Source organism: Caballeronia sp. AZ1_KS37, from assembly GCF_023631165.1.
Classification (GTDB): domain Bacteria; phylum Pseudomonadota; class Gammaproteobacteria; order Burkholderiales; family Burkholderiaceae; genus Caballeronia; species Caballeronia zhejiangensis.
On record NZ_JALQDP010000032.1, the window covers coordinates 75263 to 91566 of the forward strand.

Below are 16304 nucleotides of genomic sequence, written 5' to 3' on the forward strand. Positions count from 1 at the left end.
TTGTATATGAGGTGCTTCGTGTTGCTGCGGCGCGGCGGCCGTTGCAGCCGCCGCGCATCGCACATCGACTCATTCACATCGAAGAAACATCAACCGCCCGGAATCGCGAACACGAAGAGCGTGCCGCCGAGAGCCGTGTACTTCGCGAGCTCCTTGTAGCCGCCGACCGCGCCCAGGCCTTCCGTCGACTTCTCGAGACCCGCCGCCATGCCGATGCCGGCCCAGCCGCCGATGCCCGAGTACACGCCGATATACTGCTTGCCCTGGTACTGGTACGTGAACACGTTGCCGATGACGCCCGATGGCGTCTTGAACTTCCACAGCTCCTTGCCGTCCTTGATGCGCACTGCCTTGATGTAGCCTTCGAGCGTGCCGTAGAACACGACGCCGCCTGCGGTCGCGAGCGCGCCGGACCACACCGAGAACTTCTCCGGCTTGGACCACACGATCTTGCCCTTCGAGGCATCCCACGCGATGAAGTTACCCATCGCGCCTTTCTCGTTCGGGCCCGGATACATCGAGAGCGTCGCGCCGACGAACGGCTGACCCGACACGTAATCGACCTGGAACGGCTCGTAGTCCATGCAGACGTGATTCGTCGGCACGAGGAAGAGCTTGGAGCCAGGATCGAATGCGGCCGGCTGCTGATCCTTCGAGCCGAGCGCTGCGGGGCAGATGTTCTTCACGTTGTGATCGGGACCGGCCTTCTGCGTCGAGTAGCTCGCATTGCGAATCGGCAGGCCGCTCTTCAGATCGACGCTATCGGCCCAGTTCACCGCCGGGTCGTACTTCTGCGCGACGAGCAGTTCGCCCGTCTGGCGATTCAGCGTATAGCCGAAGCCATTGCGGTCGAAGTGAACGATCGCCGGCACGGTCTTGCCGCCGATGTTCAGGTCCGAGAGGATCATCTCGTTGACGCCGTCATAGTCCCACTCGTCGTGAGGCGTCATCTGATAGACCCACTTCGCCTGGCCCGTGTTGAGATCGCGCGCGAAGATCGTCATCGACCACTTGTTGTCGCCCGGACGCTGCGTCGGGTTCCATGTGCCCGGATTGCCCGAGCCGTAGTAGATGAGATTCAGCTTCGGATCCCATGCGTACCAGCCCCATGTCGTGCCGCCGCCGTACTTCCACTGGTCGCCCTGCCAGCTCTTGAGCGACGAGTCGGCACCGACCGGCGTCATCTTGCCGTCGGTCCAGGTCATGGTCGCCTGCGGGTCCATCAGCATTTCGTTGTCGGGACCGGTGCTGTAGGCCTTCCAGACTTCCTTGCCGTCCTTGATGTTGTACGCGACGATACGGCCGCGCACGCCGAACTCACCACCCGAGATGCCGGTCAGGACCTTGTCGCCGAAAACGTGCGGCGCGTTGGTGTTGGTTTCGCCTTTCTTCGGATCGCCGTTGGTCGCGGTCCATACGACGTCGCCGGTTTTTGCGTCGAGCGCGACGAGCTTGGTGTCGGCTTGCTGGAGGAAGATCTTGCCGTCGCCATATGCAAGGCCACGGTTGACCGTATCGCAGCACATCACCGATATGACCTGATTGTCCTGCTTGGGCTGGTATTGCCAGATGAAGGTCTGATCCTTCAGGTTGATGGCGATAACCTTGTTGGGGAAGGGCGAGTGGATATACATCGTGTCGCCGATGACGAGCGGCGAGCCTTCATGACCGCGCAGCACTCCAGTCGACATGGTCCAGGCAACCTGTAGCTTGCCGACGTTGTTTTCGTTGATTTGCTTGAGCGTGCTATAGCGGTGATTCGAGTAATCGCCCGCTTGCGCCGCCCAGTTCGAGGGATTCTTGATCAGGCTGTCGAGCTGCGAGTCGGCCTGAGCGACATAAGAATTCAGGCCTGCCGTCGCTGCCACCGCCAGTCCAAGAACCAGGGTGCGTAAGTTCATGTCTCCTCCAGAATGGTGATGCCTCCGACCCAGGGATGACCACGCTACCGGGTTGCATCGTGCGCGCCTTCAAATGCAGGTAACGAGTTGCGCTTCGTCCAGTACATGGCCGGACGTTTGCGTAGAGAGGCCAATTGCATATTCCATGCCGGTTTAACTTTTGTTGCTTTAAATCGGGAGTTTGACGGGTGATGCTGTCGTTAGTGGACGAATTCCTGTCGGGTGGCGACACATACTGTGTCAAATACGCGAACAGTCATGCGGCGCGTGTGACATGACGCGATGCAGCATGTTTTGTTTGGCGCATACTGGGTCTTGCGTCGATAACTTTGCGGAGGCTTCGCCATGGCTCAAGCCGAGAAGGTCTATTCCGATGAGGAGATCAAGCAGCGTCTGACCGGTGTGCTCAAGCACTGGTATGTCGAGGATGGGTGGCTCAGGCGCAAGTTCAAGACCGAAAGCTGGAAGGGGACGCTCATGGTCGTGAATACGGTGGGGCATCTTGCCGAAGCGGCCTGGCATCATCCGGATCTCACGGTTTCTTATGCGTTCGTCATCGTCAAGCTCAAGACGCATTCCGCTAAAGGCATCACGGATAAGGACTTTGCTCTTGCTTCGAAGATCGAAGAGGTCATTCAATGGCAGCCCGGGAAGGAGGATGGGCCGCTCGAGGGCACTCCCTCGGATGATCAGCGCTTCCGCTATATCAAGTATGACGAGGGTTGAGGTTTTGTTTTTGCTTTTGCTTTCGGTTCCGCTTTTGATTTCGCTTTCGCTTTCGCCGGATCCCGTATTCGTGTCGGTCTATTAGCACTGCCCCTGTGCGGGGCGGCACTCACTTTCTTTGCTGCTGCAAAGAAAGTAAGCAAAGAAAGCAGCTTCCGATACGCCCGCGGTCACACGCAATTTGGGTAGTCCTCTCGTCCATCGTGGGCTGCCTAAAGAGTGCCCTCATAGGCCCCATCGGGCTTGGCTCGCGCACGGTCTGTCACATCGCACCACACAACAAACTGGTTCAGCACCAAATAGCTCCAGCCCGCTTCGCGGCCGACCGGTCTATCCGGTCGGCGCGTGCTTCGCTACTAACATCTTTATCGCACTGCGCGCGCAAACCGATGGTTTCCCTTGCAGACCCAGCGGCAGCGCGTAGCGCTGTGCCGATGCTATTTCGTGCTGAACCAGCGCCCTCGAAGTTATTGGGCGGCGGACCGTGCGCGAGCCAAGCCCCGTTATTGTGATGAGGGCACTCTTTAGGCGAGTGCCGCCTGTGACGAGAGAACTACCCAAATTGCGTGTGACCGCGGGCCTGAAAAGCTGCTTTCTTTGCCTACTTTCTTTGCAGCAGCAAAGAAAGTAGGTGCCGCCCCGCACAGGGGCAACGCTAATAGACCGACGCGAAACCGGGATCCGGCGACTACAGCAAGGAAAGCGAGTGCCGCCCCGCACAGGGGGCAACGCTAATAGACCGACAGACCACGGAATCCGGCGAAACAAAAAACTGGTACAGGATTTGCCTAACCCAAAGGCCCCAAAAAAATCCCACCAAGAAAAAGGAAGCCCATCCCGATGCCGACTCAACCAGCACGCATCTCGCCGCCCACGGCGATCACAGTCGAATCGCCTGCGCGCCTGCATCTTGGCTTCATCGATCCGAATGGCTCGCTGGGCCGCGTCTTCGGCAGCGTGGGTCTTGCGATCGACGCGCACGGCACGCGCATAACGGCGAGGCAAGCACCAGCATCCAGACGCGATGCGCACATCGAAGGCGCAACCACCGAAGCACAACGCGAACGCATCGAACACCACGTCGAGCAACTGGAAGCAGCACTGGGCAAAGGCCCAACGATCGACATCGAGGTACACGAAACCCCGCGCGCCCACACGGGCTTAGGCTCCGGCACGCAGCTGGCCTTGGCCCTGGGAACCGCTTACGCCCGCGTACGAGGCCACGAAGCCACCACCGCCGATATCGCCACAATCCTCGCGCGAGGCGCGCGCTCCGGCATCGGCATACACGGCTTCGATCACGGCGGCCTGATCGTCGACGGCGGCCGCGACGCGCGCAATACCCGCCACACCTCCACGACGAAACTGCCGCCGCTCATCGCCCGCCAGCCATTCCCGGACGCATGGCGCGTCCTGCTCATCGACGACACCTCGCGCGAAGGCCTCCACGGCGACGAAGAGAAACGCGGCCTCGCATCGCTCGCACCCTTCCCCGCATCGCTCGCCGCGCACCTTTCGCATCTCGTGCTGATGCGCGTCCTGCCCGCCGTCGCGGAACACGATTTCGACACCTACGCCGACGCCATCTGCGACCTGCAACACACCATCGGCGAATACTTCGCGCCCGTTCAAGGCGGCGTGTTCGCGAGCCCCGCCGTCGCGCGCGCGCTCGAAGCCGTCGCCGCGGAGCAGAAAGCGGGCATCGGACAGACATCGTGGGGGCCGGTCGGCTTCGCGTTCGTCGCGAGCGCGCAGGACGCCGAACGCGCGCTCGCCGCCGCGCAGCGCGTCTCGCAAGGCGCACCGCTCGCGTTCACGATCGCCGCCGGACGCAATCGCGGCGCGACGTGGCGTGCGGCGGGTCATCGTCATCACGGCGCGGACGCGGCCTGAGCACGGAACGCACATCGAACCATCCACCACGCCCAACGAGTCCATCGCCATGCCCGAAGCCACCGAAAGACCCTACGTCCTGCACATGTTCACCAGCACGCCGCAAATGAGTCCGTTCGATGTGAACATGGCCGCCGACGCGGGCTATCAGATCCTCGTGCCCTACTGCAATGTCGATGAAGACATCGTCGTGCAGCTCACGCAGGACGCGATCTTCTCGCGCGGGCCAAAAGGCGTGTCGCGCACGGGCATCTTCATCGGCGGACGCGACGTGATGCTCGCCGCCGACATGCTCGAAAAAGCCCGCAACGCGATGGTCCCGCCGTTCGAAGTCTCCGTCTTCGCCGATCCGAGCGGCGCGTACACGACCGCCGCCGCGCTCGTCGCGCTCGCGGAAAAGCATCTGCGCGCCGCGCATTCCGTCGATCTCGGCGGCAAGCGCGTGCTCATTCTCGGCGGCACCGGCGCGGTCGGACGCGTGGCCGCGGCGATGGCCGCATCGCTCGGCGCGGATGTCGTCGTCGCGAGCCATTCGAGCCAGTCGCGCGCGACGCAAGTGAGCGACGAAATCAATCGCCGCTTCGATATCGCGACTTCGGGCGTCGCGACCGGCTCGCCCGATCAGTTGCATCGCGAACTCGCGCGCGCCGAAGTCGTGTTCGCGACGGCGGTCGCGGGCGTACAGGTGATGACATCCGCCGATCTCGCCCACGCAAAAAACCTGCTGATCGCCGCCGATGTGAACGCCGTGCCGCCCGAAGGCATCGCCGGCGTCAACGTGATGGACGACGGCAAGCCGCTCGCGGGCGCCGCGCGCGCGGACGCGGTCGGCATCGGCGCGCTCGCGATCGGCAACGTCAAATATCAGGCAGAGCATCGGCTGTTTTTGCGCATGCGCACCGGCGGCAAGCCCGTTTATCTCGGCTTTCCCGAAGCATTCGACGAAGCCCGCGCGATCGTCGCGGGACAAAGCTCATGATCGCAGGCGAGCTATCCCGCGCACCGCGCATCGCCGTCGCGGGTTTGTCGGCGCGGCTTCTGGCGCAATCGGCGGCGCGCGCGGGACTGAACGTCGTCGCGCTCGATATCTTCGGCGATCGCGACACGCGCGAGCACGCGGGCATGTGGTTCGATATTGGCGGCAAGGGTCTGTCGATCGATCGCGCGCGTCTCTTCGATGCGCTCGAACACGCCGCGCGCCTGCCGCGCATGCTCGGTCTCATCGTGACGAGCGGACTGGAGCCGCTCGCGGGCGAACTGAGCCGCGCGCCGCACATGCCGCGCTTCATCGGCAACGGCGCGCAGGCGGCGGCGGTGCGCGATCCGCGCCGCTTCTTCGCGCTGCTCGACGAAGCGCACATCGCGCATCCGGAAGTGCGCTACACGCCGCCCGCCGATCGCAGCGGCTGGCTCGTCAAACGTTCGGACGGCTGCGGCGGCACGCATATCGAATGGGCCGATGATGTCGGGCGCGCGCCCGCCGGCGCGTATTTTCAGCGGCTCGCGCGGGGCCGTTCGATGTCCGCGCTTTTCGTCGCCGCGCATCGCGAGGCGGCGGTCATCGGCTTCGCGGAGCAACTGACGGTCGCGGCGGGACGTCTGCCCTTCGTGCACGCGGGCTCGCTCGGGCCGGTGCGATTGTCCGCGCGCATCGCGGCGCGCATCGTCGAAGCGATCGATCGAATCGTCTGGCAAACGGATCTGACGGGGCTGAACAGCATCGACTTTCTGCTCGACGGCGACACGTTCAGCGTGCTCGAAATCAACACGCGCCCGTCATCGACGATGGCGCTCTATGAAGCCGCCTGGCCCGACGCCTGGCCGCGCGGTTTGATCGGCGCGCATCTGGATGCGTGTCTGCACGGCGAGCTGCCGCACGCGCCGGATACCGCCGCTCGCACCCCGCCGCTCCATGCGGGGCAGCGCGTCGTGTTCGCGCACGAAGGCTTCACGGCGTCGCCCGCGTTCAGCGACGCATGTTTCGACGATCCCGCGTGTCACGACGTCCCGCTCGCCGGCGCGCGCATCGAAGCGGGCCAGCCGGTCTGCACGATGACCGCGTCCGCGCCCGCGTTCTCCGATCTGCGCGACGCGCTGGATCGCGAGCATGCGCGCCTTTTGCAACGCATCGAACTCTTATCGAGACCATGACTTCAACTTTCCAGGCGGATTCGGCGGTGAGCGTCAACGCATCGAGCGAGCGGCTCGTCGCGCGTCTCATCGACGATGCCGCGCGTCTTCACGTCGACGCCACGCGCACCGATGGCGGCACCGTCATCGTCGATGCGGGCGTGAACGCCAAAGGCAGCGCCGACGCGGGCATCCTGATCGCGCGCATCTGCATGGGCGGGCTCGGGCGGGTCGCGCGGCGCAGCGCGTTCGATGATGCACCGCTTTGGCCGAGCTTCATCGAAGTGCATACGAGCAACCCGGTGCTCGCGTGCCTCGCGAGTCAGTACGCGGGTTGGAGCCTTTCCGCGACCAAGGAGCAAACGGGCGGCAAGAAATTTTTCTCGCTCGGCTCGGGGCCGGCGCGCGCGCTCGCGTGCAAGGAACCGCTCTTCGACGAACTGGGCTATCGCGACCGCCACGATCGCGGTGCGCTCGTGATGGAAGTGGACCGGCTGCCGCCGCAAGTTGTCATCGACAAAGTGCTCAACGATTGCGGCCTCGCGCCGGACAAGCTCGTCATCGCCGTGACGCCGACACAGTCTGTTGCGGGCACGGTGCAGGTCGTCGCGCGTGTCGTGGAAGTCGCGCTGCACAAGACGCATGTGCTGGGCGTCGATCTCGCGGAGATCGTCGAAGGCAGCGGCAGCGCGCCGCTTCCGCCGCCCGCGCCCGACGGCATCCAGGCGATGGGCCGCACCAACGACGCGATCCTCTACGGCGGCCGCGTGCATCTGACGGTCAAAAGCGACGCGGTCGCGAAGCGGCTCGCCGCCGAATTGCCGTCGTCGAATGCGCGCGATTACGGGCGTCCGTTCGCGGAGATCTTCACGTCGTTCAACTACGACTTCTATCAGATCGATCCGGCGCTCTTCGCGCCCGCCGAAGCGTGGGTGTCGAGTCTCGAAAGCGGCGCGACGTATCACGGCGGCAAGGTCGACAAGCCTTTGCTCGACGCGCAATGGAGCGCGTCATGAGCTTGCGCGTCGCCATCATGACCGATGAGACAGGCTGGCACACCGGCCGCCTGAAGAAAGCATTCCGCGCGCGCGATGTCGAAGCGCGTTGCGTCGATCTCGCGGATTGCCGCATCGACACGACATGGAAGCCGCACGGTCTCGCGATTCCCGGCTTCGGCCACACGCTGCCCGACGCGGTGTTCGTGCGCGGCATCGCGGGCGGCACGTTCGAGCAGGTGACGTTGCGGCTCGGCATCCTGCATGCGCTGCGCGAGAGCGGCGTGCCCGTCTATAACGATGCGCGCGCGATCGAGCGCAGCGTCGACAAGTCGATGACGAGCTTTCTGCTCAACCGATACGGCGTGCCGACGCCCGCGACGTGGGCAAGCGAATCGCCGTCGCATGCGCAGCGCGTGCTGATGCGCGAGGCGGCGGCGGGCCGGCAAGTCGTGATGAAGCCGCTTTTCGGTTCGCAGGGCAAAGGGCTGAAGAAGCCCGGCGTGACGCTGCCGTCGCTGGAACCCTTCAGTCAGGTCGCGTATCTGCAGCGTTATGTCGATGCGGGTGCGCCTGGCTTCGACTGGCGCGTGCTCGTTATCGGCGGCAAGGCGGTCGCGGCGATGAAGCGCGTCGGCGGCGAAGACTGGATCCACAACTTCGCGCGCGGCGCGAAATGCGAGCCTGCCGAAATCACGCCCGCGCTCGCAGACATCTCCGTGCGCGCGACACAGGCGCTCGGTCTCGACTACGCGGGCGTCGATCTGATTCCGGCGGAAGGCGGACGGCCGGTCGTGCTCGAAGTGAACGGCGTCGCGGCGTGGCGCGGTTTGCAATCGGTGACGCCGCGCGATATCGCGGCGCTGCTCGTCGACGATTTTCTCGATCGCAAGCTGGCCGCATCGAAAGGCCCGCTTGCGCTCGCCAGCGGCGATGAGCGCGTCTGACGCCGCGCGCACCGCGTTTCTGCGCGCGTGCCGGCTCGATGTCGAGACCAGGAAGCCCGGCAACGTGAGCGTCGCGAGCGCGGGGCACAACATGACATCGGCGCAATTCATCGCGAGCGCGGGCACGGCGGCGGCGGGACTCTTCACGCCGCGCGCACGCGTGGGCGCGCGCATTCTCGACGCCGTGCGGCGGACTTTCGACGCGGTCGGCTGCAACACGAATCTGGGCATCGTGCTGCTCGCCGCGCCTTTGTGCGCCGCGCTCGAACGTTTCGATGGCGACGCTCCGATCGATGCATCGCGCTGGCGCGCGGCGACCGAGCGCGTGCTCGCGGAACTGGACGTCGACGATGCGCGCCTCGCGTATCGCGCGATCGCGCTGGCGAATCCGGGCGGCCTCGGCGACGCGCCCGAGCAGCCCGTGCATGCGCCGCCGACCGTGACCTTGCGCGCGGCGATGTCGCTCGCGGCGGATCGCGACAGCATTGCGCGTCAGTATGAGAACGGTTTCGCCGATATCTTCGGCGCGGGCCTCGATGCGGTGGGCGCCGTGTCGTCGGCGACGGAGCATCGCGCGATGCTGGAAGCGTTCCTGACGTTTCTTTCCGGCTGGCCCGATTCGCACATTGTGCGCAAGCAGGGCGCGGCGATGGCGCAAAGTGTCACGCGCGATGCGGCGATGCATCGCGCGAACTGGCACGCGGCGGGTTGTCCCGCGGAGTCGCCCGCGCTCGATCGATGGGATGCCGAACTGAAGGCGCGCGGCATCAATCCCGGCACGAGCGCGGACCTCGCGGTGGCGGCGCTTTTCGTCGCGTTGACGACGTCATCGGCGAATGCATGAAGTCTGCCCGCGCGGACCGGAAATTGGCACGGAACATGTTAGGAAGTTCGCGGTTGAGCGGTCGCATCGGCAATCCGGTGGGACCGCGAGCCTTGCGCGGCTAAAGAGGTGCCCGTCGCGAGTCGAGAGCAAGTCGCTAGTCCCTAGAACCACACATCACTGGAGGAACAGCATGGCCAAGATCAACCGCGTCCTGGTAGGAGAGTCGCTCGTCGGCGATGGCAACGAGGTGGCACACATCGACTTGATCATCGGACCGCGAGGTTCCGCTGCCGAGACCGCGTTCTGCAACGCGCTCACGAACAACAAGGACGGCTTCACGTCGCTGCTCGCCGTGGTTGCGCCGAATCTGCTGACCAAGCCGAACACGATTCTCTTCAACAAGGTGACGATCAAGGGCGCGAAGCAGGCCGTGCAGATGTTCGGCCCGGCGCAGCGCGCGGTGGCGATGGCTGTCGCCGACAGCGTGGAAGGCGGCGTCATTCCCGCCGACGAAGCCGACGACCTGTTCATTTGCGTCGGCGTGTTCATTCACTGGGAAGCGGACAACGACCAGAAGATTCACGACTTCAACTATCAGGCGACGAAGGAAGCGATTGCGCGCGCGGTGGCGGGCGAGCCATCGGCCCAGGATGTAGTATCGAAGAAGGGAACGATGTCGCATCCGTTCTCGCCGAGCTGATTTGTTGTTTGGGGCCGGTGCGTGTGGGTCTTTTGCGTGCCGGCTGTTTTGGCGTTGTTCGTTTCATAACCACGAGGCTCTTCGCATGACCCCACGTTGCTGCGCGTTGTCGCTGCTTATTTGCCTCTCGCTGATCTCGCCGCTTTCGTTCGCCGCGACAGGCGCGGGTGGCGGGCCGCCGCCGGCGAAGACGCACGATTATCCGACCGAAGGGCGCGTGGAATACGTGCTCGGATGCATGGACGATAACGGGCACGATTTCGCCAACGTGTACAAGTGCTCGTGTGCGATCGACAAGATCGCCAAGGTGCTTACTTATGACGATTACGTCGAGCAATCTACGTTTTCCAAGTACGCTACGTTGGGTGGGGAAGGTGGGGCAGAGTTTCGCGTGGATCGCGCGAAGGCTCAAACCAAAAAGTATCGGGAATTGCAGAGGGATGCTTATAAGGCTTGTGGGATTCAGCAGAAGGCTGCTGCCAAGTGAAGTTCTTTTTGCTTGCAGTTTTCTCTCGCGCTCTTGATTTCGCCGGATCCCGTGATCGTGTCGGTCTATTAGCACTGCCTCTGTGCGGGGCGGCACAGGGGCAACGCTAACAGACCGACGCGAAACCGGGATCCGGCGAAAACCAAAGCCAAAAACCAAAAGCGAAAAAAACCAAAAACCCATCACCCCGGCACATACCCCCGCCCGATCCAAGCAAGGCTAACAGAACCGCCGCCACGCACATCGACGCTACGTCGTCGCTCAATCACAACACCCACAGCATCGACATCATCGAACTTGGCTGGCTTGGCCAGCGTAACCCTTACCCAATGCGCACCGAAATCCGCGATAAGCATCTGCGCGATGCGCTCCGCCAGCGCCTCCAGCAACTGCAATCCATGCGACGCAAGCAGCCCGTGAACCGCCTCCCGCACTGCCGCATAGTTGACCGTGTCCTCGATCCGATCCGTCACGCAGGCGCGCAACGACGGCACTCCGATCGCGAGGCTCATCCGCACCGGCTGCGGATCATGCAGCTCGCTCTTGTCGATGCCGATAACCGTCTGCCCCGTCAGCCCCTCGATATAAACGATGTCCATTGCAGCATGCGATAGGGACGCATCAGGTTGCGGCGCAACATACGCAGCTTCGCGGATCGGTTCGAATCGGCCCATATGTTCATCACCGCGCGAATGCGGCCCTTTATAGAAAAGAGACCCGGCGCCAATCGCCGAATCCATCCGCGAATGGCAAGCAAAAAGCGGGCGCGTTCGCATCACTCTATGCGACTACTTATTGAACCTACGCGCCTAAGGATGTACAGTTTTTGAGAACCGGTCGTTCGGGTCCGCAGACAGCACCTGAAATCTCCCGATCATCCGGCCACGAGGCGCGCCTTCAGGCACGATTGGCCGCAGCGCCAGCGTAAAACACAACAGATTCGGCGTCGAACGGCCGCGCGAAACGCGCACCGGAATGCGGCGCAACGGAGACTTGCCCCCATGTCGTCACTTGCTGACGTAGACACGCATGTCCGGGAAGTGCTGAACATCGTCAATAATCCGCTGGCCGCGCGCCGCGCCAGCGATTCGGTCGCGCAATCGTGGCTGCGATGCCTCACGGAATTCAGGCTCGATCCAGGCCGCTTCGTCATGCCGCCCGTGCTCGCGCAGCACGAACTCAACGAGCGTCGCGAAGCCGCGAGCGATCTCATCGCGTGCTCGAAGCTCGAAATGACGACGCTCTATCAGCAACTCGCCGATCCTGAACTCGCCGTCGTGCTCGTCGATGCCGATGGCGTCATCGTGCATCAGGTGTCGTCGGTGCCGTTCGGCGAAGCCGTCGCCGCCGACGGCCTGCGCGTCGGCGCGATGTGGAGCGAGCGCGAAGCCGGTACCAACGGCATGGGCACGTGCCTCATCGAGCGCGACTGCATCGCCGTTTGTCAGCACGAGCATTTCTATCCACGCTATACATCGCTCACGTGCTCCGCCGCGCCGATCTTCGATGAACGCGGCACCGTCGTCGGCGTGCTCGATGTCACGAGCCGCTCGAAGCTGTTGCAGCAGCATTCGCTCGTGCTCGTCGGCATGTCGCGGCAGATGATCGAAAATCGTCTGATCGATGCGCGCTACCGGCACGCGAACATGATCCACTTTCATAGCCGGCCCGAGTTCGTCGGCACTCTGCATGCGGGCAAGCTCGCCGTCAGCGACGATGGCGTCGTGCTCGCCGCAAGCCGCAGCGCCCTCTTCCAGCTCGATCTGCGCTCGCCCGCCGAGCTGTGCGGCAAGCGCATCGAGGAAGCGTTCAATGCGTCGCTCGAAGACATGATCGCGCGCAGCATTCGCGGCTCGTTCCATCCGGTGACGGTCTACAGCGCGAAGGCGAACAGCCGCTTCTTCCTCACTGCGCAGACGTCGCGCGAAGGCGCGAAGGGCGCAACGCGCATCCTGATGAGCGATCCGGCATCGCGCGATCTGTCCGCGCCCGGCGCGCGCGCCAAAGCGTCGAAGAAGGACGCGCGCGAGCCGGCATCGGCGGGCCGCCTCGACAAGCTCGCGCATCTGGAGTTCGGCGATCCGCGCATGGCCTCGCAGATTCAACTCGCGGCGCGCGTGATCCAGCGGAAGATCCCGATCATCCTGCGCGGCCAGACAGGCACCGGCAAGGAAGTCTTCGCCAATGCGCTGCACAGCATCAGCCCTAACGGAACCGGTGCGTTCGTCGCGGTGAATTGCGCATCGCTGCCGGAGAATCTGATCGAAAGCGAACTGTTCGGATATCGCGCCGGTGCGTTCACCGGCGCGCAGCGTGAAGGCCGTCGCGGCAAGATCGTGCAGGCGAACGGCGGCACCCTTTTCCTCGATGAAATCGGCGACATGCCGCTCGCCTTGCAAGCGCGTCTTCTGCGCGTGCTCGAAGAACACGAGGTCACGCCGCTCGGCGCGGAAACGACGGTGAAGGTGGACTTTCAGCTCATCAGCGCGAGCCACCGCAATCTCGTCGAGCTCGTGCAAACGGGCATGTTCCGCGAGGACCTGTATTACCGGCTGAACGGTATCGAGATCAATCTGCCGCCGCTGCGCGAACGCGCCGATGCGCTCGCGCTCATCGGCCATATTCTCGAGACCGAAGCCGAAGAACCGCCCGCGCTTTCCGCCGAAGCGAAGCAGGCGCTCTTGAACTATCCGTGGCCGGGCAATATCCGCCAGTTGCGGCATGTGCTGCAGATGGCGATCGCACTCTGCGACGGCCCCGAGATTCGCTGCGCGCATCTGCCGCCAGAGATCGCGAACGGCGTCACGCCGGTCACGCAAACCGCCGCACGCACGCCGATAACCGCAGCGCCGCATCTCGCCGACGATGCCGATACGTCGTCGCTCAACGCGATCCAGGTCAAGGAGCGCGAGACCGTGCTTCAGTTGCTCGACGAGCATCGCTGGAACGTGAGCAATGTCGCGAAGGTGCTCGGCATCAGCCGCAATACGCTGTATCGGAAGATGCATCGTCTGCATATCCGGCTGTCGCAGGATACGCCGGGCGCATCCGACGCATGACGCAACCCACGCCCGCCCGCCGGCTCGACGAGTTCAAGCCCGACGCGCGCTTTGCGTGGTGCGTGACGGGCTCGGGCCATATGCTCGAGGAATCGATCGCGCTCGCACGGCAGCTTCCGGGCGTCGATCTGTTTCTCTCGTCTGCCGGCGAGGAAGTGCTGCCGCTCTATGGCTGGACTGTCGCGAAACTGCGCGAGCACTTCAAGGTGTTGCGCGACAACAGCGCGAGCAGCGTGCCCGTCGGCATGATCTATAGCGGCGAATATCACACGGTCGTGATCGCGCCCGCGACGAGCAACACCGTCGCCAAATGCGCGTTCGGCATCTCCGACACCCTGCCCACCAATCTCTATGCGCAAGCCGGCAAGCAATGCGTGCCGGGCATCGTGTTCGCATGCGATACCGCGCCCTCCGTCATCACGCACGCCCCGCACGAATGGGTCGAAGTGAGGCCGCGCGCGATCGAGTTCGAGAACGTCGAGCGGCTCGCGCGCTTCGCGCATACCACCGTGGCCCGCTCGCTCGACGATCTCAAAGCCGCGCTCGATCAACGCCTGTCGGACCTGAAGCTCGCATGGAACACATCGTCTTCCTGACGGGACGGCTCGCGGAGCCGAGCCTTCGGCAAGTGCTCGAAAGCATCGCGCCTGTGGCCGCAGGATCGCCGTTCACATGGGAAGTGCGCGAGATCGGCCTTCAGGTCGCGGGCCTGATGACCGCCGACATGATCCGCCGGCGCGTCGCGACGCCCTTGAGCGAAGGCACGACTCGCATGATCGTGCCCGGCCGATGCCGCGGCGATCTCGACGCCCTCACCGTGCATTACGGCGTGAAGGTCGAGCGCGGTCCCGAAGAGGTGAAGGACTTGCCGCAATTCTTCGGACGCGAGGCGCGGCATGTCGATCTGTCGCGCTACGAGACGGAGATATTCGCGGAGATCGTCGATGCGCCGCGTCTCGATCTCGACGGCATCGCGGCGCGCGCGCGCGAATACAAGCGGCAAGGCGCGGATGTAATCGATATCGGCTGTCTGCCGGAAACGCCGTTTGCTCATCTCGAGGACGCGGTCGCGATGCTTAAAGAGCAAGGCTATCGCGTGAGCGTCGATTCGATGCGTGAAGAGGAACTCGTGCGCGGCGGGCGCGCGGGCGCGGACTATGTGATGAGCCTCAACGTCGATACGCTATGGATAACTGATGAAATTGCTTCGACGCCGATACTCGTGCCGCGCGAGCCCGCGGACGTCGCATCGCTCGATGCCGCAATCGACGCGATGACGAGGCGCGGCCGCGCCTTTCTCGCCGATCCGATTCTCGATCCGATTCCGTTCGGGCTCGCGGCGTCCATCGCGCGTTACGTGTCGTTGCGCGAGCGTCATCCCGAAGTGCCGATCATGATGGGCGTCGGCAATGTGACCGAGCTGACCGAGGCCGACACGAGCGGCATCAACGCAGTGTTGTTCGGCATGGCGGCGGAATTGCGCATCGCCGCCGTGCTGACGACGTCGGTCAGCCTGCACGCGCGCCGCGCCGTTCGCGAAGCCGATGTCGCGCGTCGCGTGATGCACGCCGCGCGCGAAACGCAGACGCTGCCCAAAGGCATATCCGCCGATCTGTCCGCGCTGCACGCAAAGCGGCCGTTTCCGTACGATGCCGAAGAGATCGCCGCATTCGCCGCCGCCGTGCGCGATCCGAATTTTCGCGTGCAAGTATCGGCGGACGGCATACATGTCTATAACCGCGACGGGCATCACGTCGCCGTCGATCCGTTCGCGCTCTATCCCGCGCTGAAGATCGAAAACGATGGCGGGCACGCGTTCTACCTCGGCGTGCAGCTCGCGCGCGCGGAAATCGCGTGGCAGCTGGGCAAGCGCTTCGATCAGGATGAGCAACTCGATTGGGGATGCGAAGTCGATCGGCCCGATGAAGACCTGATGGCGTGGCATGCGCCCGGCAGCACAAAAAAGACAAGCTAAGGCTTCCATTTGATCGAGCAGCCGAGCGCGGGATATTGCGCTTCGGGCGCTTCGCCGTTTATCGCTACTGCGCGCATCGCTTCGAAGAGATCGCGGCGCGCATCGGGCAAAGCCTGCTTGCGCGACGCATCGATTCGGCCGCGATATTTCAGGCGCAATTCGCGGTCGAAGCCGAAGCACTCCGGCGTGCAGACCGCGCCATACGCGCGCGCGATTTCCTGCGTTTCGTCGTGCAGATACGGAAACGGCAGGTTCCATTCTTCGGCGACCGCGATCATGCGATCGAAGGCGTCGTCGGTGTAGACGGCCGCATCGTTCGAATTGATGCCTGCCACGTTGACGCCGATTTCATGCAACGCGCGCGCATCGCGGATCAGGTTCGGCATCGCGGCCTTCACGTAGGGACAGTGATTGCACATGAAGACGATCACGAGGCCGTTCTCACCCTTCAGAGAATGAGGTGTGTGCATGCTGCCGTCGGTCGCGGGGAGCACGAAACCGGATGCGATCGCGCCGAGTTCGGCAGTCGGTGATTCGGTAGGCATGATGACATCGCTCCAAAAAGGTTGCTCGAACTATTCAATGGTTGACTGCAAATAGCCTAAAATGCGGTTCCGCTAACAACACAAACTACAGCGTAATCCTTAGTTTTTTGTACTTCGCAT

Annotated in this window: 15 protein-coding genes; 12 read left to right on the forward strand and 3 right to left on the reverse strand. The window is 63.6% G+C overall.

The window, feature by feature from the left end; translation table 11 throughout:
• Positions 1 to 89 precede the first annotated feature (89 nt).
• Positions 90 to 1901 (reverse strand): methanol/ethanol family PQQ-dependent dehydrogenase, encoded by a 1812-nt coding sequence (locus NCS00_RS19730; protein ID WP_008354360.1) that lies wholly within the window; start codon positions 1899 to 1901, stop codon positions 90 to 92.
• A 345-nt stretch (positions 1902 to 2246) separates the two neighbouring features.
• Here NCS00_RS19730 and NCS00_RS19735 point away from each other — a divergent pair, with 345 nt between their 5' ends.
• The 9 genes from NCS00_RS19735 (at position 2247) to NCS00_RS19775 (ending at position 10605) form a co-directional block, all read left to right on the forward strand.
• Positions 2247 to 2627, forward strand: coding sequence for a 4a-hydroxytetrahydrobiopterin dehydratase (locus NCS00_RS19735; RefSeq protein ID WP_008354359.1), 381 nt, complete (start codon positions 2247 to 2249; stop codon positions 2625 to 2627).
• Positions 2628 to 3467: 840 nt separating this feature from the next.
• A complete protein-coding gene (locus NCS00_RS19740) occupies positions 3468 to 4520 on the forward strand; it encodes a beta-ribofuranosylaminobenzene 5'-phosphate synthase family protein (protein WP_008354358.1) in 1053 nt (350 codons plus the stop codon).
• A 49-nt stretch (positions 4521 to 4569) separates the two neighbouring features.
• A complete protein-coding gene (locus tag NCS00_RS19745; protein ID WP_008354357.1) occupies positions 4570 to 5499 on the forward strand; it encodes an NAD(P)-dependent methylenetetrahydromethanopterin dehydrogenase in 930 nt (309 codons plus the stop codon).
• Positions 5496 to 6671: an ATP-grasp domain-containing protein gene (locus tag NCS00_RS19750; protein WP_250440784.1), complete on the forward strand. Its 1176-nt coding sequence runs from the start codon at positions 5496 to 5498 to the stop codon at positions 6669 to 6671. The genes NCS00_RS19745 and NCS00_RS19750 overlap by 4 nt, the downstream gene beginning before the upstream one ends.
• Positions 6668 to 7666: a methenyltetrahydromethanopterin cyclohydrolase gene (gene mch / locus NCS00_RS19755; RefSeq protein ID WP_250440785.1), complete on the forward strand. Its 999-nt coding sequence runs from the start codon at positions 6668 to 6670 to the stop codon at positions 7664 to 7666. The genes NCS00_RS19750 and mch overlap by 4 nt, the downstream gene beginning before the upstream one ends.
• Positions 7663 to 8592, forward strand: coding sequence for an ATP-grasp domain-containing protein (locus NCS00_RS19760; protein ID WP_175982839.1), 930 nt, complete (start codon positions 7663 to 7665; stop codon positions 8590 to 8592). The genes mch and NCS00_RS19760 overlap by 4 nt, the downstream gene beginning before the upstream one ends.
• Positions 8579 to 9436 carry a triphosphoribosyl-dephospho-CoA synthase gene (locus NCS00_RS19765; protein WP_175982838.1) on the forward strand — a complete coding sequence of 286 codons (858 nt, stop codon included), beginning with the start codon at positions 8579 to 8581 and terminating at the stop codon, positions 9434 to 9436. Before NCS00_RS19760 ends, NCS00_RS19765 begins: the two co-directional genes overlap by 14 nt.
• A gap of 172 nt (positions 9437 to 9608) precedes the next feature.
• Entirely contained in the window at positions 9609 to 10118 is a 510-nt protein-coding gene (gene fae, locus NCS00_RS19770; RefSeq protein WP_008354351.1) for a formaldehyde-activating enzyme, read from the forward strand.
• An 85-nt stretch (positions 10119 to 10203) separates the two neighbouring features.
• Positions 10204 to 10605, forward strand: a complete 402-nt coding sequence (locus NCS00_RS19775; protein ID WP_250440786.1) for a hypothetical protein — start codon at positions 10204 to 10206, stop codon at positions 10603 to 10605.
• Positions 10606 to 10787: 182 nt separating this feature from the next.
• On the opposite strand, the gene NCS00_RS19780 is transcribed toward NCS00_RS19775, so the two are convergent.
• A complete protein-coding gene (locus tag NCS00_RS19780; RefSeq protein ID WP_075583615.1) occupies positions 10788 to 11279 on the reverse strand; it encodes a dihydroneopterin aldolase in 492 nt (163 codons plus the stop codon).
• Between the two features lie 327 nt (positions 11280 to 11606).
• Here NCS00_RS19780 and NCS00_RS19785 point away from each other — a divergent pair, with 327 nt between their 5' ends.
• The 3 genes from NCS00_RS19785 to NCS00_RS19795 are packed head-to-tail and all read left to right on the forward strand — an operon-like array spanning position 11607 to position 15639.
• The gene (locus NCS00_RS19785; protein WP_250440787.1) at positions 11607 to 13664 is read left to right on the forward strand and encodes a sigma-54-dependent Fis family transcriptional regulator; all 2058 of its coding nucleotides are present in this window, start codon (positions 11607 to 11609) and stop codon (positions 13662 to 13664) included.
• A complete protein-coding gene (locus NCS00_RS19790) occupies positions 13661 to 14260 on the forward strand; it encodes a flavoprotein (protein ID WP_250440788.1) in 600 nt (199 codons plus the stop codon). The genes NCS00_RS19785 and NCS00_RS19790 overlap by 4 nt, the downstream gene beginning before the upstream one ends.
• Positions 14239 to 15639 carry a DUF6513 domain-containing protein gene (locus tag NCS00_RS19795; RefSeq protein ID WP_250440789.1) on the forward strand — a complete coding sequence of 467 codons (1401 nt, stop codon included), beginning with the start codon at positions 14239 to 14241 and terminating at the stop codon, positions 15637 to 15639. The genes NCS00_RS19790 and NCS00_RS19795 overlap by 22 nt, the downstream gene beginning before the upstream one ends.
• On the opposite strand, the gene NCS00_RS19800 is transcribed toward NCS00_RS19795, so the two are convergent.
• Positions 15636 to 16184: a thioredoxin family protein gene (locus tag NCS00_RS19800; RefSeq protein WP_175982836.1), complete on the reverse strand. Its 549-nt coding sequence runs from the start codon at positions 16182 to 16184 to the stop codon at positions 15636 to 15638. The genes NCS00_RS19795 and NCS00_RS19800 overlap by 4 nt on opposite strands.
• Positions 16185 to 16304: the final 120 nt, after the last annotated feature.

Coding starts and splice junctions, on each gene's coding strand:
- NCS00_RS19730 (WP_008354360.1), bottom strand. CDS start 1,901: ATGAACTTACGCACCCTGGTTCTTGGACTGGCGGTGGCAGCGACGGCA.
- NCS00_RS19735 (WP_008354359.1), top strand. CDS start 2,247: ATGGCTCAAGCCGAGAAGGTCTATTCCGATGAGGAGATCAAGCAGCGT.
- NCS00_RS19740 (WP_008354358.1), top strand. CDS start 3,468: ATGCCGACTCAACCAGCACGCATCTCGCCGCCCACGGCGATCACAGTC.
- NCS00_RS19745 (WP_008354357.1), top strand. CDS start 4,570: ATGCCCGAAGCCACCGAAAGACCCTACGTCCTGCACATGTTCACCAGC.
- NCS00_RS19750 (WP_250440784.1), top strand. CDS start 5,496: ATGATCGCAGGCGAGCTATCCCGCGCACCGCGCATCGCCGTCGCGGGT.
- mch (WP_250440785.1), top strand. CDS start 6,668: ATGACTTCAACTTTCCAGGCGGATTCGGCGGTGAGCGTCAACGCATCG.
- NCS00_RS19760 (WP_175982839.1), top strand. CDS start 7,663: ATGAGCTTGCGCGTCGCCATCATGACCGATGAGACAGGCTGGCACACC.
- NCS00_RS19765 (WP_175982838.1), top strand. CDS start 8,579: ATGAGCGCGTCTGACGCCGCGCGCACCGCGTTTCTGCGCGCGTGCCGG.
- fae (WP_008354351.1), top strand. CDS start 9,609: ATGGCCAAGATCAACCGCGTCCTGGTAGGAGAGTCGCTCGTCGGCGAT.
- NCS00_RS19775 (WP_250440786.1), top strand. CDS start 10,204: ATGACCCCACGTTGCTGCGCGTTGTCGCTGCTTATTTGCCTCTCGCTG.
- NCS00_RS19780 (WP_075583615.1), bottom strand. CDS start 11,279: ATGGGCCGATTCGAACCGATCCGCGAAGCTGCGTATGTTGCGCCGCAA.
- NCS00_RS19785 (WP_250440787.1), top strand. CDS start 11,607: ATGTCGTCACTTGCTGACGTAGACACGCATGTCCGGGAAGTGCTGAAC.
- NCS00_RS19790 (WP_250440788.1), top strand. CDS start 13,661: ATGACGCAACCCACGCCCGCCCGCCGGCTCGACGAGTTCAAGCCCGAC.
- NCS00_RS19795 (WP_250440789.1), top strand. CDS start 14,239: ATGGAACACATCGTCTTCCTGACGGGACGGCTCGCGGAGCCGAGCCTT.
- NCS00_RS19800 (WP_175982836.1), bottom strand. CDS start 16,184: ATGCCTACCGAATCACCGACTGCCGAACTCGGCGCGATCGCATCCGGT.